Source organism: Rufibacter immobilis (assembly GCF_003721565.1).
GTDB classification, from domain to species: domain Bacteria; phylum Bacteroidota; class Bacteroidia; order Cytophagales; family Hymenobacteraceae; genus Nibribacter; species Nibribacter immobilis.
On the sequence record NZ_RJJE01000009.1, the window covers coordinates 400,370 to 426,605 of the forward strand.

Sequence of the window (26,236 nt, forward strand, 5' to 3'; positions counted from 1 at the left end):
GCCACCCTTGCCAGGTGGCTTTCCCATATATGTAGTAAGACGGCGCAGTTACTGCTTTAAAACAGTTTAAAACCTCTTTTGTTTTACTCGTTGGCCGGGTACATTTCCGGTGGTTCTTTCTCCTTTGTTTTGAGAATGAACGGCCTGAGGGCTTCCGTCTCATCCAGGTACAGGAAAGCATCATACCGCTCAGGAATAATGGTAGGCACATAATTACCGTACTTCTCGCGGTTAGGGTCATAGACCACCCCAATAGCGCGGTGCGCGATCTGCTGCCTTACCTCATTGATCTCCCTAAGTTCGCGGGAAAGCAGAAGTTTATCTGAAGTTCCCAGACTGTGCAACCAGTGTTCCCAGGAGCCTTCGCGGGCCGGCGGAACCTCCATTTTCTTCATGGGCGCGCCCCAGGATTCACCGGCAATCACGGAACCTTCATAAGACCCAAATCCGGCCAGGTAGACATTCTCTCTGCCGTACTGCTCGCGGGCCAATTGCCCAATGTTCACCATTCCGGCCCGGGCCATGTCTGTGAAACGGGCATCGCCAACGTGGGTGTTGTGTTCCCAGATAATGGCTTTGGCATCTGGACCGTGGAATTCAAGGAGCCGGTTGAGGGTTTCCATCATGTGTTCATCGCGCACGTTCCAGGAGCTGCCACCGCCTCTCACCATGGCTTTGTAGTAGCGTTCAGCGTTTACGGCCACCAAGGCGTTCTGCTCGGCATCAAAGACGGCCTCAGAGTTGGTAGGATCGCCTTGTTCCCGTTTCCCCAGCTCCTGCAGCATAGAGATCACCTCCTCTTCGCAGTCTTCAGACACGTAGGCCACGGCGCGGGCATATTCCTGCGGATCAGAGCTGTAGGGCTCAAAGCATTTGAACGCTTCTTTGGCCGCTTTCACAGCCTGCCCGTCTTTCTTCTCCAGGTACTTCATGATGCGTTGCAGAGAATCCCAGAGGCTGTACACGTCCAAACCGTAGAAGCCTATCTTGTTGGTATTAGGCCGGTCATTGTGTTCTTTGAGCCATTCCACCAGGGCAGCCACTTCCCAGTTACCCCACATCCAGGTGGGCCAGCGGTTGAAGTGCTTGAGCACGTCAGACACCTTGGTGCCGGGCTTGCAGTATCCTCTAATGAATTTGTTTATCTGGTAGCAATCTGGCCAGTCACCTTCCACGGCAATGAACGTGAAGCCCTTTTCCTCAATGAGGCGTTTGGAGATGGCGGTGCGCCAGGAATAGTATTCTGAGGTACCGTGCGAGGCTTCGCCTAACATCACGATGCGGGCATTCCCGATATCCTCCAGCAGAACATCTAAATCAGCTTTGTTCTCTAGCCGGTGGTACGGCAGTTTCAAATAAGTCATGGAATTAAGAGGCAATAATGAACTCCCTGCCTTTTACCCCGCATTGCCTGAGAAGGTTTACCCGTTTTAAGCCTATTTTTTCAAAAAAAGGTCAAAACTAGAATTTACCTCCAAGCGACTCCTCCTCGTTTTGTAAGCGGATTGTCTAACATTTACCGCTGGCTCATTTCTCAAAATTCCGGCAGATCAGAAATAAAAAAGGCTGGTAGGTTCTGCCGAAGCGAACGTACCAGCCTTGTTAATGGCAAATGATAGAGCAGATTATCTGGACCCGAAGACGCGTCTCAGAAGCTCCGTGGTTCTTGCCACTGGGTTCTCCCGTATGTTGGCTTCCTCCTGGGCTACCAAGGTAAAGAGACCGTCAATGGCTTTCTGGGTGGCGTAGGATTCCAGGTCTGGGTTCACTTTCTTCACCAGCGGAATCTTGTTGTACCGGGTTACCAGTTCTGAGTAATATTTGGTGGCGCTCACTTTGTCCAGAGACTGCTTCATGATAGGGCTGAAGGTTGCCGTAAGCTGGCTGGTGGTGGTGCGCTTCAGAAACTGGGTGGCCGCATCTTTCTCCCCGCGCAGGATATTCCAGGCATCGGCAATGGTGAGCTGTTTAATGGCGTTCAGAAAAATAGGGGCAGCGCTTTTGGCGGCGTCCTCGGCTCCGCGGTTCAGGCTCAGGATAAATTTATCTACCTCATTGCCCAAGCCAAGGGAACGGAGCGTGCTTTCCACGCGCTGCACATCTGGCGGAAACGGAATTCTGATCAAGCTGTTCTTATAGAAACCATCTGTCTGCGAAGCCTCATTTGCGCCCTTGGTTACCCCCTGCGACAAAGCCTGTTTCAGGCCAGAGGCCACTTCAGACTGCGTAAGGGTACCGGTCTGGCCGGTCTGTTGCATTACCCCGCCCAATGCCTGCTGTACCTGGGCGGTGGTGCAGGAAGAAAGGCCAACCAAAATAAAGGTGCCCAAAACAAATACCGGCGAGACTAGTTTCTTTATACGTGCGTACATGTGTATTACTTTTGTTCTACAAAGGTGAAAAGGCTTACGCATAAATCAAGCCAAATAAATGGAAAAAGAAATCTCAGCAGAAATCATCACAATTGGCGATGAGCTTCTGTACGGCCAAGTGATTGACACCAACTCCGCCTGGATGGGCCAGGAACTAGGGAAAATAGGCATCAAGGTAAAGCAGATCACCAGCATCTCAGACAACCCAGACGCCATCTGCGCCACCTTAACCCAGGCCATCTCGCGCGCACAGGTGATTCTGATTACGGGCGGATTGGGCCCCACCAAAGACGATCTTACCAAACACACGCTGGCCCGCTACTTTAACACCCAGTTGCAGTTGCACCAACCGTCTTTAGACGATGTGGAAGCAATTTTCAAGCGCTACAACCGCCCCATGCTGGAGGTAAACCGGCAGCAGGCGTTTCTGCCCGCTTCCTGCACCCCCATCCGCAATGCGCTGGGTACCGCTCCCGGCATGCTGTTTAAGGAACAAGGCGCTTTGATTGTGTCTATGCCGGGCGTGCCATTTGAGATGAAGCAGATGATGACAGATTCTATCCTGCCCCGCCTGCAACAGCATTTCCAACTGCCCCAGATCATCCATAAAGTAGTGCAGACCATTGGCATTGGCGAGTCTTTTCTGGCCGAAGCCATCGCCGATTGGGAAGACAACCTCCCGCCTAACCTCAAACTGGCGTACCTGCCCCACCTGGCCGGCGTGCGTCTGCGCTTAACGGGCATGTCAGACGGAAACAGTGACCTAGAAACACAGCTGCAACTTGAGGTGGACAAACTCACCCATCTTATCTCTGAGCATATTTTCGCCTACGGCGAAGTGACGCTGGAAGAAGCCATTGGCCAGTTGCTCAAAGACCGCAACCTCACCATCTCCACCGCCGAAAGCTGCACCGGAGGCCTGGTGGCCCATAAACTGACCAGCGTACCCGGCAGCTCCGCCTACTTCATGGGCAGCGTGGTGGCGTACAGCAACGGGGTAAAACAGGCGCAATTGGGGGTATCGGCCCAAACTTTGGAGACACACGGAGCCGTGAGTGAGGAAACCGTACGTGCCATGGCCCAGGGCGTGCGCCAGCTGCTGAATACTGATATAGGCATTGCCACCAGCGGCATTGCCGGACCAGACGGCGGCACCCCTGAAAAACCGGTGGGCACCATCTGGATCGCCTACGCAGATGCCCACCAAACCATTGCCAAAAAACTCAGCTACAACAAAACCCGCCTGCTCAACATTGAGTACACGGTGCTGCAGGTCTTAAATCTGGTGCGGCAAAGTTTGCCGAAGCGGGTTGAGGAATAAGCAAAAAAGCATAAATTTGCCTAACAACAGTTAGGTTCTCCTGAACTGGTGCCCGCTAGCAGTAAGCATTCCCTGTTTTTTCTGTATCATTGCAGGTACCTCTTCCCCCTAACTGGGGTATTCTATTCCTTGTAAACCAAAAACTGACGTACTCATACTATGGCTCTTGTAGAAATGGTGATGCCCAAAATGGGCGAAAGTATCATGGAAGGCACCGTGCTTAAATGGTTAAAGCAAGTAGGTGATACCATTGAACAAGACGAGTCTGTGCTGGAAGTAGCCACTGACAAAGTAGACACAGAGGTGCCTGCCATACAAGGTGGGGTACTCAAAGAAATACTGGTGCAGGAAGGCCAGGTGGTAGCGGTAGGCGCTCCCATCGCCATCATTAGCACCGGCGGTGACGATGACCAACCGGCCTCTTCTGCCGCTCCGGCCCAGGAAACTGCGCCTGCCGCAGCTCCGGTAGCTGCCCAGGCCGCCGAAGCGCCTCAGGCCACTGCCCAAACTTCCCAGCGTCTGGAGCAACCTGCTTCGGGCCGTTTCTATTCTCCGCTGGTCATGAACATTGCCCGCGAAGAAGGCATTTCCATGCAAGAGCTGGAATACATTCCGGGTACCGGAAAAGAGGGCCGCGTGTCTAAGAAAGACATTCTGGAGTACGTAGCTAACCGCCAAAGCGGAGGCACGCAGACTCCTCAGCCAGCGGCTAGCCAGACAGCTGCCGCCCTGGCCCCGCAAGCCCAGGCAGCGGCACCGCAGCAAGCTTCTCCAGCTGTACAAGCTCCGGCGGCAGCCACCGCTCCGGCTCAGTCTTACAGCGGCAACGTGGAGATCATTGAAATGGACCGCATGCGCAAGATGATTTCGCAGCGCATGGTAGACAGCAAGCGGATCTCTCCGCACGTGACTTCGTTTGTGGAAGCCGATGTGACCAATATTGTGAACTGGCGCAACAAGCACAAAGATGCCTACAAGAAGCGCGAGGGCGAGAACCTCACCTTCACGCCTATCTTCATTGAGGCCATCGTGAAAGCCATCAAGGACTTCCCTATGATCAACGTGAGCGTAGACGGTGACAAAATCATCAAGAAGCGCGACATCAACATTGGGGTAGCCGTGGCCTTGCCAAGCGGAAACCTGATTGTACCAGTTATCCATAACGCCGACCAGATGAACCTCAACGGTCTGTCTAAAAAGCTGAATGACCTGGCCAACCGCGCCCGTATCAATAAACTGACTGCGGCTGATTTAGCTGATCCAACTTACACCGTTTCTAACGTTGGTTCTTTCGGGAACGTGATGGGTACGCCTATCATCATGCAGCCGCAGGTAGCTATTCTGGCGGTGGGTGCCATCAAGAAGAAACCGGCCGTGATTGAGACTCCGGAAGGCGACCTGATCGGGATCCGTCAGTTCATGTTCCTGTCGCACAGCTATGACCACCGCGTGGTAGATGGCTCTTTGGGTGGCATGTTCGTACGCCGCGTGGCGGATTATCTGGAAGGCTTTGACCCCAATACGGCCATCTAAGTTAAGATTTGAGAATCATCTCCTAAATAAGAAAGCCTCTCCTTTGCCGGAGAGGCTTTCTTTATGGCTTCCGTTTAGGGGCTGTTTTTGGAAAAAGAGCCCCTAAACGAAAATGCACAACCCGCCCTGCCAGAATATAGTAAAAGCCTTATCTTACCAGATCATTCTTCCGTTACACCTAAGCCAACTATGAAAAATACGCTCTTATTGATCATCATTGCTTTTCTACTGTTTCTGGCCATCTTTTTCTACTGGCGAAACAGCCAGGCCGAAAGCCAGTTAGCGGCCGCCAACGAGAAAATAACCAGTCTGGAGCAACAGGTACGGCGCTTCACGCAACCGGCCCCTATGGACTCTTTGCCTCCCAAGCAATCTGAACAGCCCGCGCTGCAAACCCCTGAAAAAGTAGAACCCGTCACGCCACCGGAATCTACTTCCTTTGAAGAAGAAATTGGCACCTTGACGGAGGGAGACATTCAGCGGCTGAAGCGCAAAGGCCTTAAAAACCCGGAGGCTGATCTCATGAACGACCTCATGCGCAAGCAGAAAAGTCTGCTCACCGCCACGGGTTCTATGGGCGGCACCATGGCCATTAGAGACATCCGTATCCTCAACGACCGCCACGCCATGGCCTATTATGAAGACGGGCACAACGGCGGTTACCTGCTGCTCAAATACGCCGTTAACAACGGCACCATCTCCTGGACCAGATTAGATTCTTCTGACCTGTAGCGTTTAGCGCCTCTTTTTAGAAAAAGAGCCCCTAAACGCACTTCGCCGCAATTTGCCTAAGCTACAAAACAAAATCGGCTGCTCTCTCTTTGAGGGCAGCCGATTTTGTTTTGGTATCTATTTAAGTTATTCGGCCGGTAAGGCGGCAAGGCTCTGCTCCAGCGCCGCGATTTTGGCTTCGGCGTCTGAACGTTTTTTGCGTTCGGCGTTGATGACCGCCTCCGGGGCTCCGGCCACGAAGCGCTCGTTGCTCAGTTTCTTCTCCACGCTGGCCAGGAAGCCTTTGGTATAGTCCAGTTCCTTCAGGATGCGTTCGCGCTCGGCGGCGGCGTCAATGTTGCCTTCCATGGGGATGAAGAACTCGGAGCTGTCCACCACAAAGGAAAGGGCGTTGTCCAGTTGCTGTTCGGTCTCCTGAATCTCCGAGAGGTTGGCCAGTTTGCTCACCAGCGTTTCATACCCGGCAATGGCGTTTTTGCCCTCTACCAGACGCACGTGCAGTTCCAGCTTTTTGGCCGGAGAGATATTCTTGCTGTTACGCATGTTTCTCACCTGCCCTACCACGTTGAGCACGTACTCCGTTTGCTTGAGCAGATCGGCGTCTACCCGGCCCGCTTGCGGCCACGAAGCCACCACCAGACAGTCTTTAGGCGCGCGTTCTTTCATAGTGTTCCAGATTTCCTCCGTGATGAACGGCATGAACGGGTGCAACACCTTCATAAGCTTCTCCAGGAACTCATTTGTAGCCTGCAAAGTAGCCGCATCAATGGGTGACCCGAAGGCTGGTTTGATCATCTCCAGGTAGTTGGAGCAGAAATCATCCCACACCAGTTTGTAGACCGTGAGCAAGGCATCGGAAATCCGGAACTTGTCAAAGTGATCTTCCAGCACATTCAATGCTTCGTTGAACTTGGAATCAAACCACTTAATGGCTTTCTCGTTGGGGTTGGGCAGGGTTTCGTCTACTTCCCAGCCGTTGATGAGCCGGAAGGCGTTCCAGATTTTGTTGCTGAAGTTACGGCCCTGCTCGCAGAGTTTCTCGTCAAACAGCAGGTCATTCCCGGCGGGTGAGCTGAAGAGCATACCGGCACGCACGCCATCGGCGCCGTACTGGTCCATCAGTACCAACGGATCTGGCGAGTTGCCCAATGATTTGGACATTTTTCGGCCCTGCGCATCACGCACAATACCGGTGAGGTACACGTTCTGGAACGGAAGCTCCTTGCGGAACTCATAACCGGCCATGATCATGCGGGCCACCCAGAAGAACAGAATCTCAGGGGCCGTTACCAGGTCATTGGTGGGATAATAATACAGAATCTCTTCGTTGTCTGGGTCCTTGAAACCATCAAACACGGAGATAGGCCACAGCCAGGAAGAGAACCAGGTATCCAGCACGTCTTCATCCTGACGCAAATCAGAGAGCTGCAGATCTGGGTTTCCGGTTTTGGTGCGGGCTTCGGTCAAGGCTTCCTCGGCGGTACGCGCTACCACAAACGTGCCGTCTGGCAGGTAATAGGCCGGAATCTGTTGGCCCCACCACAGCTGACGCGAGATACACCAGTCATGCACGTTCTCCATCCAGGAGCGGTACATGTTCTTGAACTTAGGCGGGTGCAGTTTGATGGTGTCGTTCATGACGTTCTCCAGGGCCGGTTTGGCCATTTGGTCCATCTTGCACCACCACTGCATGGAAAGCTTGGGCTCAATCACGGCATCGGTGCGCTCAGAGAAACCTACGTTAGTCACAGAGTCTTCCACCTTCTCCAGCAGCCCGGCGGCCTCCAGGTCCTTGGTGATTTTCTTGCGCACCACAAAGCGGTCTTCGCCCACGTACAGGCCTGCGCGCTCATGAATGGTACCGTTGTCGTTGAGCACGTCAATGCTAGGCAGGTTGTGTTTCACGCCCAGTTCATAGTCATTGATGTCATGCGCGGGCGTCACTTTCAGCACGCCGGTCCCGAATTCAATGTCTACGTACTCGTCAAAGATGATAGGAATGGCACGGTTCACCAGCGGAATAATGGCTTTCTTGCCGGCCAGGTGTTTGTAGCGCTCATCTGCGGGGTGCACGCAGATGGCCACGTCGCCCATGATGGTCTCGGGGCGTTTGGTAGCCACGGTGAGCACTTCGTCTGATCCTTCAATGCCGTAGCGCAGGTAGTACAGTTTGCCGTTCACCTGCTTGAAGTTCACCTCCTCATCTGACAGCGCGGTGAGGCCCTGGGGGTCCCAGTTCACCATGCGCACGCCGCGGTAGATCTGGCCTTTGCGGTACAGGTCCACGAACACGTCAATCACCGCCTGCGTCAGGTCTGGCTCCATGGTGAAGCGGGTGCGATCCCAGTCGCAGGAGGCGCCCAGTTTCTTCAGCTGATCCAGAATGATGCCGCCGTATTTCTCTTTCCACTCAAAGGCGTACTGCAGGAACTCCTCGCGGGTAAGGTCACTTTTATTGATACCTTTCTCCTTGAGCATGTTCACCACGCGCGCCTCGGTGGCGATGGAGGCATGGTCTGTGCCGGGCACCCAGCACGCTTCTTTGCCCTGCATTCTTGCGCGGCGCACCAGCACGTCCTGAATGGTGTTGTTGAGCATGTGGCCCATGTGCAGCACGCCCGTTACGTTGGGCGGCGGAATCACCACGGTGTAGGGCTGCTTCTTAGGGTTTGGCTTGGACTTGAAAAAGCCGCGCTCCAGCCAGGTGGCGTACCACTTGTCTTCTACTTCTTTGGGGTTATAGGTCTTCGGAATCGACATCTTGTTTTGGTATCAGGTAGCACGTATCAGGTAGCACGAAAATGTAGATCACCTGACGCAACGCCACAATTGAAAAGCAAAAATAGCAAATTACAAGACTTCAGGTGCCAGATATTAGCGGCCGCGCCGAAGGCTTTGCTGTTTTGGGGCTAATTCCGGAAAAAGAGCCGCTAAACGGAAATCACCGCCGCTGCGTCTTCTCTTTCCTCAAGCTTAAATGAGCATTTCTGTTTAGGTCCTGTTTTTTGGAAAAGAGCCCCTAAACGCCGTTCTATCTCTGGAGCTGCGGAGAAGATGGCTTCAGGATAAAAACAGAAAAACCCGCACGGGGCGGGTCTTCTCAAAAGCTTCTATGAACAGTTTAGCTGGCGTGCAGCCATTCTTTCTTGGCCAAAAGGGCTTCCTCGGTTTCACGGTAGTCTGGGTCATCTACGCAGCAGTCTACGGGGCAAACGGCAGCGCACTGGGGCTCCTCATGGAAACCGCAGCACTCGGTGCATTTGTCTGAGACAATGTAGTAGAATTCATCAGAAATAGGGGGTTGCGGGGCTTTGCCGTCCACAATTGCACCACCGTCAATCTCCACTTGGGTTAATGAGGTACCGTCTCCCCAGGTCCACTGCATGCCACCTTCATAAATGGCCGTGTTGGGGCACTCCGGCTCACAAGCGCCGCAGTTGATACACTCATCCGTGATCATTATAGCCATAATCGTATCTCCTGTTTCTTTTTAGTAATTTTGCACCACTATAGGTACGCCATTCTGCGCGCAAAAGTAATACCTAGCGCGCATTGAATCAAACGTTTCTCACGCATCCACTGTTACTCCTTCATGTTAACTTTAGAAAACAGAATTTCCGCATTCATAAAATTAGGCGATTATCTCCGGAATCTTCCGGAGGAAGAGCGCGAATACCTGGCCCGCCGGGCGGGTCAGCACAATAACTTCTTTGACCTGCCTAATGTTTCAGCGGCCCTGGACGGACTTGCCGGCATGTTGGGAAAAGAGCAACTCACGGCTTGGGTAAACCGGTATGATTTGCCGCAGGTGAATGAGAACCCCAAGAAAGTGGGCGTGGTGATGGCGGGCAATATCCCAGCGGTGGGGTTCCATGATGCGCTCTGTATTCTGCTGGCCGGCCATGTGCTGCAGGCCAAACCTAGCTCAGACGATCCTTTCCTGCTGCCCCACCTGCTGGGCAAACTGGTGGAGATAGAACCTGGTTTTGAGCCGCAGATCCAACTGGTGCAGATGCTGAAAGATTCTGAGGCCATCATTGCCACCGGCTCAGACAACACCGCCCGTTATTTTGAGTATTATTTCGCCAAACGCCCCCACATCATCAGAAAGAACCGCACCAGCGTAGCCGTGCTCACCGGCAAAGAAACCAAGGAAGAACTTACCGCCTTAGGCGATGACATTCTGCGCTACTACGGCCTGGGCTGCCGCAACGTGGCCAAGGCCTACGTGCCCGAAGGGTATGATTTCACTCCGTTCTTTGAGGCCATTGAATACAAGAAGGAAGTTGTGAACCACCACAAGTACCAGAACAACTATGACTACAACAAGTCAATTTACCTAGTAAACGGCGTACCGCACCTGGACAACGGTTTCCTGATGGTGACCGAGAGTAAACAGTTGGTCTCCCCCATCTCCGTGCTGTTCTATGAAACCTATGCCACTAAGCAGGACCTTGCACAGAAGCTGGAGGCGGTGCATGAAAAATTGCAGTGTGTGGTTTCCAAAGAAGGAGACTGGGAAAACAGCTTCGCGTTTGGGCAGGCCCAGTGCCCGGCCGTCAGTGATTATGCAGACGGCATAGACACCATGGAATTCCTGAAAAAGTTGTAAATCCGTTTGGGGCCAATTTTGGAAAAACAGGCTCTAAACGGCTTTTTCAAGATTTGCAACTGATTTTTTCCAGCCTTATTGTGCTAAATACCGTTTGTATTTTTGATAAGTTATTTATTCATTGGTCTACAGACTAACATTAAACACGCTTACCATGGAAAAGATTGTGCCCCACCACCAACTGATAGAGAAGGAAATTATTCCGCAACTGCAGTTCCGCCAAGAGGATGTGCTTCAGGAAAAAGAGTTAAAGGTGAGACGTCAGCATGACTTGGAACGGGCCAGCCGCCTAGGCAATGGGTACCAAGGCAAAGTGGAGCTTACGTTTCAGGTAGCCACCGGAGACATTCTCCGCGTACAGACTACCATCTGGCAGGTAGACAAGGAGTTTACCACCATCAAGTCTGGGGTTACCTTGCCCACGCACGCCATTTTAGGAGTGGAGTTTTTCTAATCACGTAATGTTTACAATTATACAGCAGAAAGGCCTTTGGTGCTCAACCAAAGGCCTTTCTTATTGGAGGAAGTTAGCTCCTAGATACGGTCCAGCACTTTCAGGATAAGGTCATCAATCACCTCATCGGCGTTCTGGGCAAACTGGTGGGTGATGCGGTTGGCCACAATGGCGTTGAGCGACAGCACCTCATGCCCCAGCAGGCGGCCCAGGCTGTAGATACCGGCCGTTTCCATCTCAAAATTGGTGAACCGAACATCTTCAAACCGGAAGGCGCTCAATTTTTCAATGACGGCTTCAATCTTGGGTTGCAGGCGCAGCAAGCGGCCCTGCGGGGCATAGAAACCGGGGCAGGTAAACGTGTTCCCCGGAATCATGTCATACGCGATCTGCTCCCGCAGCAAATCTGAGCCTTTCACGCAGTAGGGCAGAAAACCCAGGCCCAGCGCCAATTGCAGGTTCACAGCGATCTCGGTTTCATAGCCGGTTTCCATGAGCGGGTAAAACTGCATGAGCGTATCCAGCCCCACCGCGTACTCTGTGGCCAGGTGACTGCCCAACGGCACACTTTCCTGCAAAGCCCCGGAGGTGCCTATGCGCACTATTTTAAGGGAGATGCGGTCTTCGGGCTCCAGCGCTTCGCGGCTCACAAAATCTATGTTCACCAGCGCGTCCAGCTCATTGAGCACAATGTCGATGTTGTCGGTGCCAATGCCCGTAGATACCACAGAGATACGCTTGCCTTTGTAATAGCCCGTGTGGGTCACGAACTCACGCTTGGCCACCTGCACCTCAATGGAATCAAAATGACGGCTCACGCGGGCCACGCGGTCCTGGTCGCCCACGGTGATGATGGTATCGGAAATCATCTCGGGCAGCAGGTTCAGGTGGTAGATACTGCCGTCGGGGTTCAGGATTAACTCAGATTCCGGAATTCGGGCCATAGGTTCATAGTTTTAGTAGGTGGTGTATTTCTTTTTCCGTCGTTGGCGGAAGATGCAAGCTGGAAACAAAAGCGCCTGATGCTGCTGTATCTCCGCAACATCAGGCGCTTTGGTCACAAAATCATTTTATTTATACGGCCTTGGGTTGCTCCGTCTTGCGGCGGTTCAAGCCTTTGTACGGGTTGTAGCCGTTGGTGTTTTTCTGGTAATAACCGGTACCGTCATACGGCCGCTTGTCTGGGTGCTCCTGGCAGGTGGTGGAGCAGGCGCCGTCCATTTTGGTACCGCAGGCTTCGCAGATAGGCACGTGCAGGTTGCAGTGCGGGTTGGCGCAGTTCACCATTCTGGCCGAGGGCGTGCTGCACACGTGGCACCTTGAAATCACGACCGGGTTCACCTTGTTCACGTCTACGGCCACGCGGTTGTCAAAGACGTAGCATTTGCCCTCAAAATCTTCGCCGCCGACTTCCATGCCGTATTTGATGATGCCGCCGTGCAGCTGGTACACGTTCTCAAAACCTTTCTCCAGCAGGAACGCGCTGGCCTTCTCGCACTTGATGCCGCCGGTGCAGTACGTCAGGATTTTCTTGCCGTCGTACTTTTCTTTGAGCTCGTCCAGCTTCTCCGGGAACTCCCGGAAGTTCTCAATATCCAGGGTGACGGCGTTCTTGAATTTACCCATGCTGTGCTCATAGTCTGAGCGCACATCCAGAATGACCACGTCTTCCTGGTCTTTCATCTCCTTGAACTCCTGCGGCGACAGGTGCACTCCGGTACGTTCTGTGGGATCTATGTTGTGCAGGCCCGCGTGCACAATCTCGGGCTTGTGGCGCACGTGCAGTTTGGTGAAGGCGTGCTCGTCGGCGTAGTCCACTTTGAAGTCGATGCCTTCAAAACGGGGATCTGCTTTCACGGCGGCCATGTAGGCTTCGCAGTCTTCTACCAGCCCAGAGATGGTTCCGTTCAAGCCCTCGGCGGCCACAATAATGCGGCCCAGCAGGTTCAGGTTAAGACACAGCAGGTGGTGCTCTTCGCGGAACAGTTCTGGGTCTTCAATCTTGGTGTAGTGGTAATAGAGTAAGATACTGTACTTTTTCATACGGCTTAGTTTCAGACTAAGTGTAAAATGGATATTAAGATTCTAGACGTTAGACTTTCGTTATTAAGTTCCTTCGCTGGTCTCAGGCAAATTTAGGAAAAACAGCCCTAAAACGGAAAAATGGCATTCATCAAGAATTAAACTTGAATTCCATGATCTTAGAGCTATTTAGTTGTTATGCTGAATAATCACAATCTAACTTAGCTCTCAGGTTGAATGGCACTTGCCCTAACCAAAGAGCGATTAGCTTGCCCACATGACCTTTTCAGAATAAACCTGCTAAGGACTTCTATTTCCCTGCTAATTTTCTTTCTGTTTAAGTAAATGGTCAACATTGGCAATTCCTAAACCTGCCAATACGCGCGTTTGCACTGTTAAAGCTCCAATTAAACGTACCTCTGGCTGAGGCCATTTCCTAATCAAGGTGGGGATTGCCAGAATGCAGGCTTCTTCGGCTTTGTCTGGGTGTTCCTGAATGTCAATTATCTCAAGCTGGTAATCACCAGGGAAGTATTTTTTGAGGATAGCATTTAAATTTTCTTCAGCACCAACAGATGTAGTGCTGTTTCTATTTATAAATAGTTGTATCCAATAATTAGTCATTGTATTTTGTTCTAGGTGCTTCGCATTTTGTCTTTCATCAACCCCATTGCCTATCAGGTTCTTTGCTAGGCAACAATTGGGTTGTTAGAGAGCAGGCCGCTTATGCCTGTAATGGGTGCTCCAATGCGCATTCCTTCCTCATCTATTAAGATTCTGCGGATATAAGCATCATGTCTGGAGCCGCGCATTTTAAGCATTGTAATACTGCGTTGCATTTCACCAGTCAACTCAACATACCTCAGCAAAATGATGGTGTCTGTAATGGTGGCAATGTCACCTTCTGTGATAGAGGCGCCTCCAGTGAGCATATGCGTAGTGGCAGAGAACATAGAGGTGATTCCCTCGTGCTTCAAAAAATTAGTGAGCGCCACCACAAATTCCTGGAACCCTCTCTCAGATGGGTTGCGGGTCAAGGCCGAAATGCTATCAATGGCAATACGGTCTGGCTTAAATTCCTGAACAAGGTCCTGAATGTTGATCAGATGATCTTCAAGCGAGCGGACCTCTGGGTAGTTTGATACCACCTTCAGGAAGCCATCTGCCTCCAACTGTTCCAGATCCTGGCCCCATCCTTTGGCATTCCTGAAAATCTGTTCACGGCTTTCTTCAAATGCCAAGAGCAGGCAGCGCTCGTTTTTATCTTTACCGCCATTCATGAAGTTAGCGGCCAGCAGCGTTTTGCCGGCACCCGTAGCTCCGGAGACTAAGACAATAGAGCCTTTGAAAAAACCGCCACCGCACATTTGGTCTAGTTCTTGAACTCCAGAAGTAATGCGTTGGCTTGATGAATGCTGGTTCAGGTTCATGGCAGAGACAGGAACAATCACCACCGCCTTCATGGGCACAATGGTAAAAGGGTTTTCCCCTTTCACGTGGTTGCTGCCCCTGAATTTGAGAATTTCAATAGTGCGGCGGCGTCTTTCGTTGACAAGCACGTTGCGCAGAATCATGACATTGTCGGTTAGGAATTCTTCTACTCCGTACCTTGAAATGGCCCCGTACTCTTCTGTACGCTCTGTGGTGATAATGGCCGTGGTTTTCATTCGCCTAAGCGTCATAGACACCTTAGACATTTCCTGCCGAATAATATTGTGCTCAGGAAAGTGGGTAAAGATGCTGCCAATAGAATCAATGACTACCCGCTGGGCTTTATTTTTGATGATGGATCTCTCCAGCCTAACCCTGAAAGCGCTTAAGTCAAATTCGCCAATGGTAATCACGTCTTCTTCTTTGGCTGAGCCGTCTACAAACGTCCACTTCCCCTCAGATTCCCATTGGTCTATGTCCCAACCAAAGCTCTTTAGATCATTTCTGATATCTTCTACCTGTTCTTCAAAGGTAACGAATACCCCATTTTGGTTGAACTTAAGAATACCCATGGCCAAGAACTGAGCAGCAAACAATGTTTTGGCACTTCCAGAACTGCCAGCTAATAATGTGGTTCGGCCAATAGGCAAACCGCCCTCTGAAATAAGATCAAAAGCCGCAATACCTGTTTCTAATTTGGGGATGTTCATAAATGTGTAGCTAAAAAAATGAAGGGCAGGCCGAAAGGTATCAGGCCTATAAGTGTGATAGACTAATTGTGTTCCAGTGTCAGGAAACAGAAGCAGTAAGGAAATGTCAAAAAAGGGAGGCAGAAGGAGTTATGAGTGCCTCACAGAGATTGGTGTATTAGTAAAGGTACTATTTTATTTAACAGCAACCTATTTAATTCTTTGAAAAGATCAAATTTATGTTATAGGAGAGTGGCTGGGAGAAGGATTGATCTATTACTTGGAGTGAAAAAACGCCTTTAGGTCAAGATATGCGCATAAACCCATATACATAGAGCCAATTTATGTTTTTTAATTTCAGTATATGAAGAAGTTACTTGCGCGCATTTCTGCAGAAGCAAAGAAATAGTCTTATTCTAGAAGAAGAAGAAGGGAAACTTGGAAGAAGACTCTAATGGTTTCTATAAAATAAATAATAAAAAGATATTTCGAACCTGTTTGGAGTTTTCCTTTTCAATTATTGCCAATGGCATGGCTGGCGCAAGCGTCCGCTTGAACCACGGTTTCAGGCAAATTTTAGAAAAACAGCCTCTAAACAGAAGCTTCCTTGCCCACTAAGGCACAAGCGGACGCTTGCGCCAGCCATGAGATAAAAACTTTAAACAGCTTCTTTCTGAAGGTAATAAGAACGCAAATTACTCTAAGAGCCTATTAAAGGTTTCTCATAAATGACCTAGACGACCTAAGCGTCCGCTTTCACCTCCGTTTTAAAGCTATTTAACGCCAATTGCGATGTTCACTGTAATTTATATGGTAACCCACCCCTCCCAAGAGGGTCAGGTGGGTTAAATTCCTAGAAGATGGTAATTCGCACCTTAGATTTTTATATAAGCAGACTTAAAACAGAAACAGTCTCTCCTGTTAAAAAACAAGTGGACGCTTGCGCCAGAGAAAGAGTTTCTTTTCTACCCGGAAGAAAATAATAAACAGGCTCTTCCTAAGAAAATAGTTATCCTAGTGGCGGCAACTAAGGAGGTTAAACAGGTTTGGCTGGGTTCCCGAAAACCGTTTGCTTGGCGGGCACATCAGCGACTACCACGGCTCCGGCGCCAACCCGGGCGTTCTTGCCAATTTTGACGCCGGCTACCACCACGGCCCCGGTCCCAATGAAGGCTCCCTCGGCAATGGTCACACCGGCGTTCACCATGGCGCCGGCCCCTAGCTGCACGTTATCATCCAGCACGGCGGTGGTGTCTACCACGGCGCGGGCACCAATGATGCAGCCGTTCCCCACTTTGGCGTTGGCGTTCACAATGGCCCCAGCCTGCACAAAGTTGCCGTGGCCTAGCCAGGCGTGCTCAGACACGTAGCTGAATTTGTGGATGGCGTTCACTGGCACCACTTTGTAATCTTCCTTGAGCATGTTGGTGAGGCTTTTGCGGGTGGCATTGTCTTCGGCGGCCACAAACACATCACATTTCTTGCCCAGCATCTTGAGGAAATTCTCGTCCTCGGTGTTGCCCATCACGGTGATGTCGTTCACTTCTTTCTGCTGGAGGGCCACTTGGTCGTCCAGGAAGCAATACACAATTACATCGTTGCTCTGGAAGGCATCTAAGGCCAACACGCCCAACTCCTGGGCGCCTAATATAATAACTGGATTCTGCATAGGTCTCTCTGGTTTGTATTGGAACTGGCCGCCGTTCCCGAATGGCTCAGGCGACCTGCTTTCCGTTTAGCGGCCGTTTTTCTGATTTACGGCCAAAACTATTCCGGTGCAAAAATAGGCAAAGAAAACGGAATAGCTTAGCCCCAGCGGTTTGCCAGCTTTCGGCCCCAGGCGGGCAAGGGTCCCCAGGCAATAATCACCGTCAGAAAGAAGGGCAGCAGCGGCGCCCGGTACCGGTGCAGAGAACCCAGGTTGGGCGTGGGCAAGGTCACCAGCACCCCGGCCACGCAGAAAAACACCAGCAACACCGCCAGAAATGAGGGCAGCGGCGGGAGTTTCCGTTCCTTTATCCTTTCTAAGAGGCACAGCAGTACCAGCAGGAAGAGCAACAGGTTCTCCAGGCCCATGGCCTGATAAGACAAAGGCCCCACTTCCCAGAGAAACGGACGGGAGAGCATCTGCCCCACTGCCTCCGGAGCGTGCAGGAGTACGGAACCGAGGGTGGCCTGCAAGTCAGGGAAAGACAAATGGGGCTTGGAAAGATCTGTTTTCTCCAGAATGTTCCGGTAGTTCCAGAGGATGTGCCGGGCAAAGAAGCCCAGGTTGAACGTGGGGTGCGCGAACGAAGCAGCAAAGGCCCCTCCCCCCAGCAGTCCTAGCCACACCAGCAGCTGCCTATGCCGCGAACGCAGCCCTTCCACCCGTTCCGCAAGCCATTTGGTAAGCACATAAGTCCCCAGCAGCACCACTAGTACCGCCGCCAGAAAGAATTTAATGCGCCAGAGCAGCCAGACGCAGGGCAACAGGAACAGGATATATTTTCCGGACTCGGCAGAACTTTCCGTTTTATACAGCTTCAGGAATAAGCCTACCGTAAGGCAGAGACTACCCATGAACAAGGCATCTTTGAGCACACCGCTGGCCCAGAAAACAGTAGAAGGAAAGAAGAGAAAGGCCACTGCCGCCGCCAGTCCATATGCCGGGAAATACGTTCTTAGCTGACCCACCAGAAACCAGCTCCCCCAGAAACTGAACAAAGACAAGTACAGCCCGCTCCCCCAATAAGAGTTGCCCGTAAGCAGGTACAACCCACTCAAGGGCTTCAGGAAGAAGAACGAGTTTGAATAGACCTTCCAGAGCAGCTTCACCTCGCTCACGTCATTCTGCCACAGAAACTTGAGGTACCAGGCTGGGTTCTCCTTAGCCGCAGTTACCACTTTCAGCGCCTCGGCGTGGTAGGACCAAGTATCGCCCATCTGGTGCCAGTTAGGGCCAATATTCAGGTAATGTTGGTACAGCCAACCCAGCGCAACCCCGCAACCTAACTTCAGGAGCAAGGCAGTCCAGAAAACGGGTTTCAGGCCCGGTCCCTTCCCCACGGTCCGCCATAGCAGGTACACCAGAAAAAGAAAAGCGGGAAGATGCAGCCAGGAGAGCAGGTTCATGCCAGGGTGAGGTTCTGTTTCATCAGGCGGTGCCCAATGACGCAATGTACGCATTTCTTAGGTGCGCAGTATGTGTGGTAAAGTCCCAGCAACGCCTGCGAATCGGCGGCGGAGGCGTTGGGGAAGCCCAGCGGCGGGTACAAACGCGTAATCTTGTTCTGCTCCTTGCCCAGTTCCTCCAAAAGCCGTACCGCCTTCTCTTGGAACGCCGCATTATCCATGCGCCGGCTGTAGGCCACCAGCAAGGGAGCCACCACATTGATCAACAGCCCGGCAATGCTTTCCTCCCCCATCTGAGGGAACGGCTGCGCCGATGGTTTCCCCACCGCGTAATGGGTTTGCCAATAGACCGGGGGCGTCTGCCGGAAAAAGCCGAAATACTCTTCCTTGGTCTCACAGGCCACCAATCCCGACCACAAATGCTCCTGGGCCTGCAACACCGCGTACCATTGCCCCAGCCGTATGCCCGGGAAATTGGCCGGTCTCAGCCGCAGCATGTTCCAGGCACTTATAGGCAGCGGAGCCTCCAGTTGGTGTTTATGGGCCAGAAACGCATACTCTTTTGCCAGAACTTCGGCGTAGCCATCGTGAGCAATTTCCCCGGTTAGGAAACCCGCCTGCCCAAACACCAACGCCTCTAACTGCCCCGGGCTTTGCCGATAACGTTTCACTAAGCTATAGGGAAGCACTTGCGCCAGCCGTAGAAAGCCCTCCTGATTAATCTTAAACCCGAACCCCGCCGCCATGCTCTGGTAAACGGTGCTTTCCCAGTCCTGCTGGTTCTGCGCCAGACGTTCCAGCACCAGATCTGCTTTGAGCGTGAGCCGTTCCAGCAGGGTTTTGTCCATCATGGCCGACTTAAAGATGCTCTCTACCTGCGGGGCCTGGGCGGCGCACGGAATGGCGGTTTGGCTCCACAGCAGTTCCTGGTACTGCGCCTGCACCGGCAGGGCCACCCGGTCCTTCAGCTCCAGGGTGGGCATGGGCGTGCCTTCTTCCCGATAGACCACTTCGTCGTTTTCCCACACCACATGCAGCACCACCTGGTTGTATTTCTGGTCATGCTGATGCTGGTGGCGGCGCCAGTCTGAGGCTCTGAGATGCAGCTCCACACTGCCAATCCAGAGGTTCCCGCCTATGCGCAGGCGGGCGCTGGAAAAATCTGGCCCGGCGTCTGACCGGTTGTAGAACCCCGGGTGCAGCACGGCCACTTCCTCGCCCTGCGTGGTACAGAGGTCCTCCTTCCGGAAGTACTGGTATTGCCAGAGGTAGTGCAGGAAATCTTCTTTCATAAAAAAACAGCCTCCCGGGTTTACTCTGCACATACGCAGCAGAACCCGAAAGGCTGTTTCCGTTTTGGGGCCGTTTTTGGAAAAAGAGCCGCTAAACGGCTATTACGGCAGGTACTCGTTCAGGTAACGGTCCATCTGCTGCTGCACCTCCAGCGCGGCGGCGCGGGCTTTCTCCGCGAAGTCTTCGCCCTGCGAGGCGTAAATAATCTGTCTGGATGAGTTCACCAGCAACCCGCATTCTTTGTTCATCCCGAACTTGGAGATTTCCTCCAGGCTTCCGCCCTGCGCGCCCACGCCGGGCACCAGCAGGAAATGGTCGGGGGCCAGTTGCCGGATGCGCTCCACATAGTCGTGGCGGGTGGCGCCTACCACGTACATCATGTTTTCGGCGGAGCCCCAGGTCTGGCTGTTATGGATCACTTTCTCAAACATGAAATACGATTTGCCTTCAGACACCACGCTCAGCAGCTGGAAATCTTCGTGGCCCGGGTTGGAGGTGAGCGCCAGCAGGATGACCCACTTGTTGGGGAACTGCAGAAACGGCGACACGGAGTCGACGCCCATGTACGGGGCCACGGTGATGGAATCAAAGTTCATCTGGTCAAAAAACGCGCGGGCATACAGCTCCGAGGTGTTTCCAATGTCGCCACGCTTGGCATCGGCGATGGTGAAGAGCTCCTCCGGAATCACGCTCAGGGTCCGCTCCAGACTTACCCAGCCTTTGGGGCCGTGGGCCTCATAGAACGCGATGTTGGGCTTATAAGCCACGCACAGGTCTGCCGTTGCCTCAATGATCTGCCGGTTGAACTCATAGAGGGGGTCTTCCAACTGCAACAGGTGCGGCGGTATTTTCTTGATGTCTGTGTCTAACCCAATGCACAGGTAAGACCGTTTGCGCTGTATCTGTTCAAAAAGCTGTTGTCTGGTCATGGAAGGATCTAATTGATAGCGGACACAAAGCTAAACCGTTTTTGCCTTTTTTTGTTGAAATGGCCGCTAAACGCAATGCTTTTAAGCTGATGCCTTGGAGTAACCGCTTGCCGCGTGGGTTCATAAACTTCACTATTCCATCTTTGGCGGTAAGCGCTCACGGCCGCGGGCCCCCTTCTTCCCCTCTCGCACTGCCCTTGCGGCCAAGCTAGTGCAGTTGGTGTTTAGCTCCCGCTATCCTTCGGCCACAAGCGAGGCGCTCGATGGGTAAGACTGGAATAGGTGCGTTTAGTAGAGGCTGTTGGAACTTGGCGGCTGAAACTCTGCTAACGTAAACCCACCCCTACCCCTCCCAGGAGGGGAGTTCCGGTTCAAAGAGGATGAGGCGGCAATGATGGGAAAGGTGGTATAGGCGTGGAGACGGCAGAAGAATGACTGCGTGAGCTGACTTCATTAGTAATCTTTCCTTACTCGTGCAGATACTCCCCTCCTGGGAGGGGTAGGGGTGGGTTCTACGCGTATTAATCTTCCCGCGGTTCCCGGCGAGTCTGGAGACTCGCCCCATCCTTTGGCACGAGACAGAAGTCTTGCGTCAGCACTTGTTCAAACCATCAGCAGTAAGCAATCAACAATCAACCAAAGACCTCGCAGCGTCTGGAGGACCTGTGAGCGTCTGCGCCAACTCCCGCCTCTGTCTTCCCAAATTAAGCCAAAACCAAACTCTAGACTCAGAACTCAAGACTCAGGACTTGTTTCAACCTACAGGCGTCCGCGCTGATTTGCGTTTAGCGGCTCTTTTTCTGGAATCTGGCCTAAAACAGAAGCCCGGCTACCTTCTGGCGAGAGCCGGGCATCGGGCCATGCATTTGCGTTTAGGGGCTGTTTTTGGAAAAACAGCCCCTAAACGCAAATGCTCCCGCTATTCAGCGGGAGCATTTATCTTGATACGTGATACGTGCTACTATCTCAGGTCTACCACTTTCACGCCTTTGTACTTGCTCTTGTCAAAGGCAAAGGTGGTAGCCGTTACCGGTGGGTTAGGAGTGAATTTGGTGATTTTGTAGGTGTAGCGGTTGCCGTTCTTCCGGAACATCTTCCATGACTTGATGGAGTTGTCTTTCTTGCTGATGTGCAGCCTCACCTTGAAGATCTGGTTTTCGCGGTCGTTGGGGGTTAGGTCAATGACGTGTACGGCCTCACCGCCTTCTTTCTCCTCCCCGCCATACACGTACCGGTAACCTTTCTTGTAGAGCGTGTAGATCTGGTTTGGCGTCATTTCCTGCTCATCTGGGTCATTGTCTGAGACTGTCACTTCGTTCTCCTTTTTCATGAAGGTCCAGATAGTGGCGCCGTTGTTGATGATTTCCTGCCCCGCTACCGCCAGGCGGTACTTGTTACCGGAAATGGTAATATCGCCGCTAATGGACTCCTTCACCTTGGCCGAAGGGCTTTCCAGGGTTTGGGTAAAATTCACTTTGAAAGCGTTGAGGGCCTGGTATTTTTTGCTCATCGCATCCAGGATCTTCTCGGCCTGTGGGTCTTTCTGCACGTTCTGGGCCTGGGTTAGTTGAACCACCGCCAGCAGGGCGAGCAGAAAAGAAAAGAATCGTTTCATGTGTGTCTATTTAAGTTGAATATAAATGCCGTGTAAAATTTACTACTGCATGCTATTCAATAACTGTTCCAAACTGTACTCATCTGGAATTAAAACTTCGCGGGCCTTGCTGCCTTCAAACGGCCCTACAACTCCGGCAGCCTCTAACTGGTCAATGAGGCGACCGGCGCGGTTGTAACCCAGCTTCAGGCGGCGTTGCAACAGAGAGGTACTGCCCTGCTGGTGCGTGACCACAATGCGGGCCGCCTCTTCAAACATGGCGTCTTTGTTGCTCGGGTCAAAGTCTGCTTTGTCATTGCCGCTCTCGTCGCCCACAAATTCTGGCAGCAGATAAGCGTCTGGGTAACCCTGCTGCTCCCCAATGAACTCACAGATGCGGTCTACCTCGGGGGTATCCACAAACGCGCACTGCACCCTGATCAGGTCAGAGCCCAACGAGAACAGCATATCGCCTTGGCCAATCAACTGATCGGCGCCGCCGGTATCCAGAATGGTACGGGAGTCAATCTTAGACGTTACCTTAAAGGAAATACGGGCTGGGAAGTTGGCTTTGATGATACCCGTGATCACGTTTACCGACGGGCGCTGCGTAGCCACCACCAGGTGAATGCCAATGGCCCGGGCCAGCTGCGCCAGACGCGCAATAGGCGTTTCCACCTCTTTCCCCGCCGTCATCATCAAGTCGGCTAACTCGTCAATGACCAGCACAATGAACGGCATGAAGCGGTGGCCTTTCTTAGGGTTCAGCCGGCGTTCCACAAACTTGAGGTTGTACTCCTTCAGGTTGCGGCAACCGGCGTCTTTGAGCAAATCATAACGCTGGTCCATCTCCATACAGAGCGAGTTCAGCGTGTTTACTACCTTTTTGGTATCGGTGATGATGGCCTCATCGGTATCAGGTAACTTGGCCAGGAAGTGACGCTCAATCTTGTTGAACAAAGACAATTCCACCTTCTTAGGGTCTACCAGCACAAACTTGAGCTGCGACGGGTGCCGCTTGTAGAGCAACGACGTGAGGATGGCGTTCAAGCCCACCGATTTCCCCTGGCCCGTGGCACCCGCCATGAGCAAGTGCGGCATTTTGGCTAAGTCAGCGATGAAGACTTCATTGGTGATGGTCTTCCCGAAGGCAATAGGCAGATCCATCTCGCTTTTCAGGAATTTCTCAGTGCTCAGGATAGATTTAATGGACACCATCTCCTTCTTCTTGTTGGGCACCTCAATCCCGATGGTTCCCTTGCCCGGAATGGGCGCAATGATCCGGATGCCCAAGGCTGCCAAACTCAACGCGATGTCATCTTCCAAGCTCTTGATTTTGGAGATACGTACCCCGGCATCGGGCACAATTTCATAGAGGGTCACGGTGGGGCCAATGGTAGCCTTGATGCTGGCAATGCCTATGTTGTAATTGCCCAAGGTTTCTACAATGCGGTCTTTGTTGGCCTCCAGCTCTTCTTTGCTCACCTGCACTTTGCCCACGCCGTAGTCAATGAGCAGCTCCAGTGACGGATACTGGTAACGCGGCAGGTCAAGGGTAGGGTCATAATTCTCGCTCACCAGGTCATCAGATTCTTCCTCTGCGGCTACCTTTTCAATGGCCAGGTCCAGTTCAGCAGAGGGCTCTTCCTCTTCAATGAGTACGTCATCGTCCTGCTCCACTTCCAGAGACAGAGGCACGGCTGCCAGGGGCACCACAGGTTTGGCCGTCACTGGACCTTCATTAAAAGCAAACAGGTTCTCTTCCCGGGTTTGCACCTCTTCCTCCGGCTCCTCCTCGTAGAAATCGTCCTGCTCCGGTTCCTCTTCCTGGTGGTAGAGGTCTTCCTCATAAGGTTCTTCTTCCTCCTCAGGCTGGGCCTGCAAGGCAAACGGGGCCGGATACTCAGGTTCCTCCTCAAAAGTACCCGATGGATTGGTTAAGTGGTTCATGCCCATTGAGGGCGAAGCGTAGACATTGCCTTCGGGCTTTTCGGCCACGGGAGCCGCCGGAGCTGTCTGCCTGGCAAATCTGGGGCGGCCCAGCGTGGTGATGTTGAAGAAGAACATGACAAAGGCCACCAGCGCGAACGCCATGAGCAGCCCCGTTCCCCAGCCCAGCAAGCTTTGCAGCCACAGAGCCGTCTCAAACCCGATGGCCCCGCTCAGGAAACCGTACGTATCTGTAGCCTGGTTCAGCAGCACCAGGTAACCGGCGGTTATGCAGCCCCACAGCAACCCGAACAAACATAGCGTTACCACAGAAGACAGCGTGATGGACGTGCGCCGGAAAACGATCTTGTAACCGATGTAGAACACCACCGGCACAAAAAAGAAGGAGGCCACCCCAAACCATTGATTGATGAAGTAATCTGAGATCCAGGCCCCAAACAGGCCCAGCCAGTTTTCTGACTCCAGCCCAGATTCCTTCACGTCCTGCGCCGTTACAGACTCTACCACGCTTTGGTCTGCGGTGCCCGTGAACAGGAAAGAGACAAACGCGATGGTGAGGTACAGCGAAGACAGCAGAAAGAAAAACCCGATGAACAGCTGCAGCCGCCTATCTTTCAAAAAATTAAAGGAAATCTGCGGTTTGGGGAAAGACTTTCTGGGTTTGGCCTCTTTGGGGGCGCGTGTCTCTGTCTTTCCCTTCGGTTCATTTTGGCTCCGGGGCGTATTCTTAGGCCGCGGACCAGTCCCTACATCGCGTTTATATGTGTTCGTTGCCATGCTGTCTCCAAACTTCAAATCTACACTATTCCAATCAATAAGCCGTACACATTCTCTCTGTATATGGTTTATTCTATATAGTAATTAACTGAGTAGGCGCTCGTTAATCCGTTTAATCAATCCCGGTCCTTCGTAAATGAAGCCGGTGTATAATTGCACCAGATCTGCCCCGGCGGCCAGCTTCTCCAAAGCGTCTTCGAGGGTCATGATTCCGCCCACGCCTACCAATCGCACCTCCTGGGGCAGCTGTTGGCGCAGGTACCTGAGTACTTGGGTAGAGGCGCTGGTGAGTGGTTTGCCGCTTAATCCACCGGCTCCCATTTCCTCCACGGCTTTAACCGGAGTCCTAAGCCCGGCCCGGCTAATGGTGGTGTTGGTGCCAATCACGCCCGCTAACTTGGTCTGGGCGGTAATTTCCACAATATCATCCAGCTGGGCGTGGTTCAGGTCTGGCGCTATCTTCAGGAGCAGGGGCTTGGGCCTGGCTTTGCCGTGGTTGCGGTCCTGCAAATTGCTAAGCAGGTCGCGCAGGGGCTCTTTTTCCTGGAGGGCGCGCAGGTCTGGGGTATTGGGCGAGCTCACGTTCACCACAAAGTAATCTACCACGTCATACAGGGCATCAAAGCAGTAGAGATAATCCTGCAGGGCCTGCTCATTGGGCGTGACCTTGTTTTTCCCGATGTTGCCGCCCACAATCACGTGGCTCTTGCGGCTGCGCAGACGCTCTACGGCTTTGTCTACGCCTTCGTTGTTAAAGCCCATGCGGTTGATGATGGCCCCGTCCTGCGGTAACCGGAACAACCGCGGTTTGGGGTTGCCGGCCTGCGGTTTAGGCGTAAGCGTCCCGATCTCAATAAACCCGAAGCCCAGCTCCGCGAACTCATCTATCATGCGGGCATCTTTGTCAAAGCCTGCGGCCAGCCCCACCGGATTGGGGAACGTGAGCCCGAACACCTTCCGCTCCAGCCGTGGGTCTGCCACCTGAAACAGGTTCTGGCTAATGGTCTTGGCCAAGGGCAACTGGAAACCGGTTTTAAGCGCTGAAGTGGTGAAATGGTGCACCTTTTCAGGATCTACCTGAAAAAGCAACGGACGGATAATGTTTTTGTACACGGCAAAAGAGGTTTGGGCAAAGATAAAGAATTAGCCTTCTTCTGGGGTGACCAAAGTAACTTATCTGCGGTTTTAAGAGACTTCCCTCAGCCTGCACATCCTGACTGCGCTTTACCAGTTATTACCCGGCTCATTGACAGCAACTGTTTGCTCTCTGGCATTTTCCTCCTTCGGCCTAGGAGAACGAGAAAGTGATACCGGTGAAATTTGGCATGTCCCATCCTCCATCTCACGGTAAGTTGCGTTTAGCGGCTGTTTTTCAAAAAAGAGCCGCTAAACGCAATGGTCTTAATTTATCTG

At 52.5% G+C, this 26,236-nt stretch carries 20 protein-coding genes; 5 read left to right on the forward strand and 15 right to left on the reverse strand.

Going from position 1 to position 26,236, the window contains the following annotated elements; translation table 11 throughout:
- Positions 1-83: 83 nt before the first annotated feature.
- Positions 84-1,364: an erythromycin esterase family protein gene (locus EFA69_RS08940; protein WP_123132758.1), complete on the reverse strand. Its 1,281-nt coding sequence runs from the start codon at positions 1,362-1,364 to the stop codon at positions 84-86.
- A 261-nt stretch (positions 1,365-1,625) separates the two neighbouring features.
- Positions 1,626-2,372, reverse strand: a complete 747-nt coding sequence (locus EFA69_RS08945; protein WP_123132759.1) for a DUF4197 domain-containing protein — start codon at positions 2,370-2,372, stop codon at positions 1,626-1,628.
- Between the two features lie 58 nt (positions 2,373-2,430).
- Here EFA69_RS08945 and EFA69_RS08950 point away from each other — a divergent pair, with 58 nt between their 5' ends.
- The 3 genes from EFA69_RS08950 (at position 2,431) to EFA69_RS08960 (ending at position 5,958) form a co-directional block, all read left to right on the forward strand.
- Positions 2,431-3,693 (forward strand): competence/damage-inducible protein A, encoded by a 1,263-nt coding sequence (locus tag EFA69_RS08950; RefSeq protein WP_123132760.1) that lies wholly within the window; start codon positions 2,431-2,433, stop codon positions 3,691-3,693.
- A 159-nt stretch (positions 3,694-3,852) separates the two neighbouring features.
- A complete protein-coding gene (locus tag EFA69_RS08955; protein ID WP_123132761.1) occupies positions 3,853-5,226 on the forward strand; it encodes a dihydrolipoamide acetyltransferase family protein in 1,374 nt (457 codons plus the stop codon).
- 189 nt (positions 5,227-5,415) lie between these two features.
- The gene (locus EFA69_RS08960; protein WP_123132762.1) at positions 5,416-5,958 is read left to right on the forward strand and encodes a hypothetical protein; all 543 of its coding nucleotides are present in this window, start codon (positions 5,416-5,418) and stop codon (positions 5,956-5,958) included.
- A 126-nt stretch (positions 5,959-6,084) separates the two neighbouring features.
- Here EFA69_RS08960 and EFA69_RS08965 read toward each other — a convergent pair whose 3' ends face one another.
- Both EFA69_RS08965 and EFA69_RS08970 read right to left on the reverse strand, forming a co-directional pair.
- Entirely contained in the window at positions 6,085-8,718 is a 2,634-nt protein-coding gene (locus tag EFA69_RS08965; protein ID WP_123132763.1) for a valine--tRNA ligase, read from the reverse strand.
- Between the two features lie 361 nt (positions 8,719-9,079).
- A complete protein-coding gene (locus EFA69_RS08970) occupies positions 9,080-9,427 on the reverse strand; it encodes a 4Fe-4S binding protein (protein ID WP_123132764.1) in 348 nt (115 codons plus the stop codon).
- Between the two features lie 123 nt (positions 9,428-9,550).
- Here EFA69_RS08970 and EFA69_RS08975 point away from each other — a divergent pair, with 123 nt between their 5' ends.
- Entirely contained in the window at positions 9,551-10,570 is a 1,020-nt protein-coding gene (locus tag EFA69_RS08975) for an acyl-CoA reductase (RefSeq protein WP_123132765.1), read from the forward strand.
- A 154-nt stretch (positions 10,571-10,724) separates the two neighbouring features.
- Positions 10,725-11,024, forward strand: a complete 300-nt coding sequence (locus EFA69_RS08980) for a hypothetical protein (RefSeq protein ID WP_123132766.1) — start codon at positions 10,725-10,727, stop codon at positions 11,022-11,024.
- Between the two features lie 80 nt (positions 11,025-11,104).
- Here EFA69_RS08980 and EFA69_RS08985 read toward each other — a convergent pair whose 3' ends face one another.
- The 11 genes from EFA69_RS08985 to EFA69_RS09035 all read right to left on the reverse strand — a co-directional run bounded on the left by EFA69_RS08985 (position 11,105) and on the right by EFA69_RS09035 (position 25,936).
- Positions 11,105-11,968 carry a nucleoside phosphorylase gene (locus EFA69_RS08985; protein WP_123132767.1) on the reverse strand — a complete coding sequence of 288 codons (864 nt, stop codon included), beginning with the start codon at positions 11,966-11,968 and terminating at the stop codon, positions 11,105-11,107.
- A gap of 130 nt (positions 11,969-12,098) precedes the next feature.
- Entirely contained in the window at positions 12,099-13,067 is a 969-nt protein-coding gene (trhO, locus tag EFA69_RS08990) for an oxygen-dependent tRNA uridine(34) hydroxylase TrhO (RefSeq protein WP_123132768.1), read from the reverse strand.
- Positions 13,068-13,367: 300 nt separating this feature from the next.
- The gene (locus EFA69_RS08995; protein WP_123132769.1) at positions 13,368-13,670 is read right to left on the reverse strand and encodes a circadian clock KaiB family protein; all 303 of its coding nucleotides are present in this window, start codon (positions 13,668-13,670) and stop codon (positions 13,368-13,370) included.
- 65 nt (positions 13,671-13,735) lie between these two features.
- Positions 13,736-15,187, reverse strand: a complete 1,452-nt coding sequence (kaiC, locus tag EFA69_RS09000; protein ID WP_123132770.1) for a circadian clock protein KaiC — start codon at positions 15,185-15,187, stop codon at positions 13,736-13,738.
- A gap of 1,015 nt (positions 15,188-16,202) precedes the next feature.
- Positions 16,203-16,835 carry a NeuD/PglB/VioB family sugar acetyltransferase gene (locus EFA69_RS09005; RefSeq protein WP_123132771.1) on the reverse strand — a complete coding sequence of 211 codons (633 nt, stop codon included), beginning with the start codon at positions 16,833-16,835 and terminating at the stop codon, positions 16,203-16,205.
- A 137-nt stretch (positions 16,836-16,972) separates the two neighbouring features.
- Positions 16,973-18,280 carry a hypothetical protein gene (locus EFA69_RS09010; RefSeq protein WP_123132772.1) on the reverse strand — a complete coding sequence of 436 codons (1,308 nt, stop codon included), beginning with the start codon at positions 18,278-18,280 and terminating at the stop codon, positions 16,973-16,975.
- Positions 18,277-19,572 (reverse strand): DUF2851 family protein, encoded by a 1,296-nt coding sequence (locus tag EFA69_RS09015; RefSeq protein ID WP_183906730.1) that lies wholly within the window; start codon positions 19,570-19,572, stop codon positions 18,277-18,279. The genes EFA69_RS09010 and EFA69_RS09015 overlap by 4 nt, the downstream gene beginning before the upstream one ends.
- 102 nt (positions 19,573-19,674) lie before the next feature.
- Positions 19,675-20,502, reverse strand: coding sequence for an orotidine-5'-phosphate decarboxylase (gene pyrF / locus EFA69_RS09020; protein ID WP_123132774.1), 828 nt, complete (start codon positions 20,500-20,502; stop codon positions 19,675-19,677).
- 961 nt (positions 20,503-21,463) lie between these two features.
- Positions 21,464-22,117, reverse strand: a complete 654-nt coding sequence (locus tag EFA69_RS09025) for a LolA family protein (protein ID WP_123132775.1) — start codon at positions 22,115-22,117, stop codon at positions 21,464-21,466.
- A 42-nt stretch (positions 22,118-22,159) separates the two neighbouring features.
- A complete protein-coding gene (locus tag EFA69_RS09030; protein WP_123133426.1) occupies positions 22,160-24,823 on the reverse strand; it encodes a DNA translocase FtsK in 2,664 nt (887 codons plus the stop codon).
- Between the two features lie 84 nt (positions 24,824-24,907).
- Complete coding sequence (locus tag EFA69_RS09035) at positions 24,908-25,936, reverse strand: quinone-dependent dihydroorotate dehydrogenase (protein ID WP_123132776.1); 1,029 nt, start codon at positions 25,934-25,936, stop codon at positions 24,908-24,910.
- Positions 25,937-26,236: the final 300 nt, after the last annotated feature.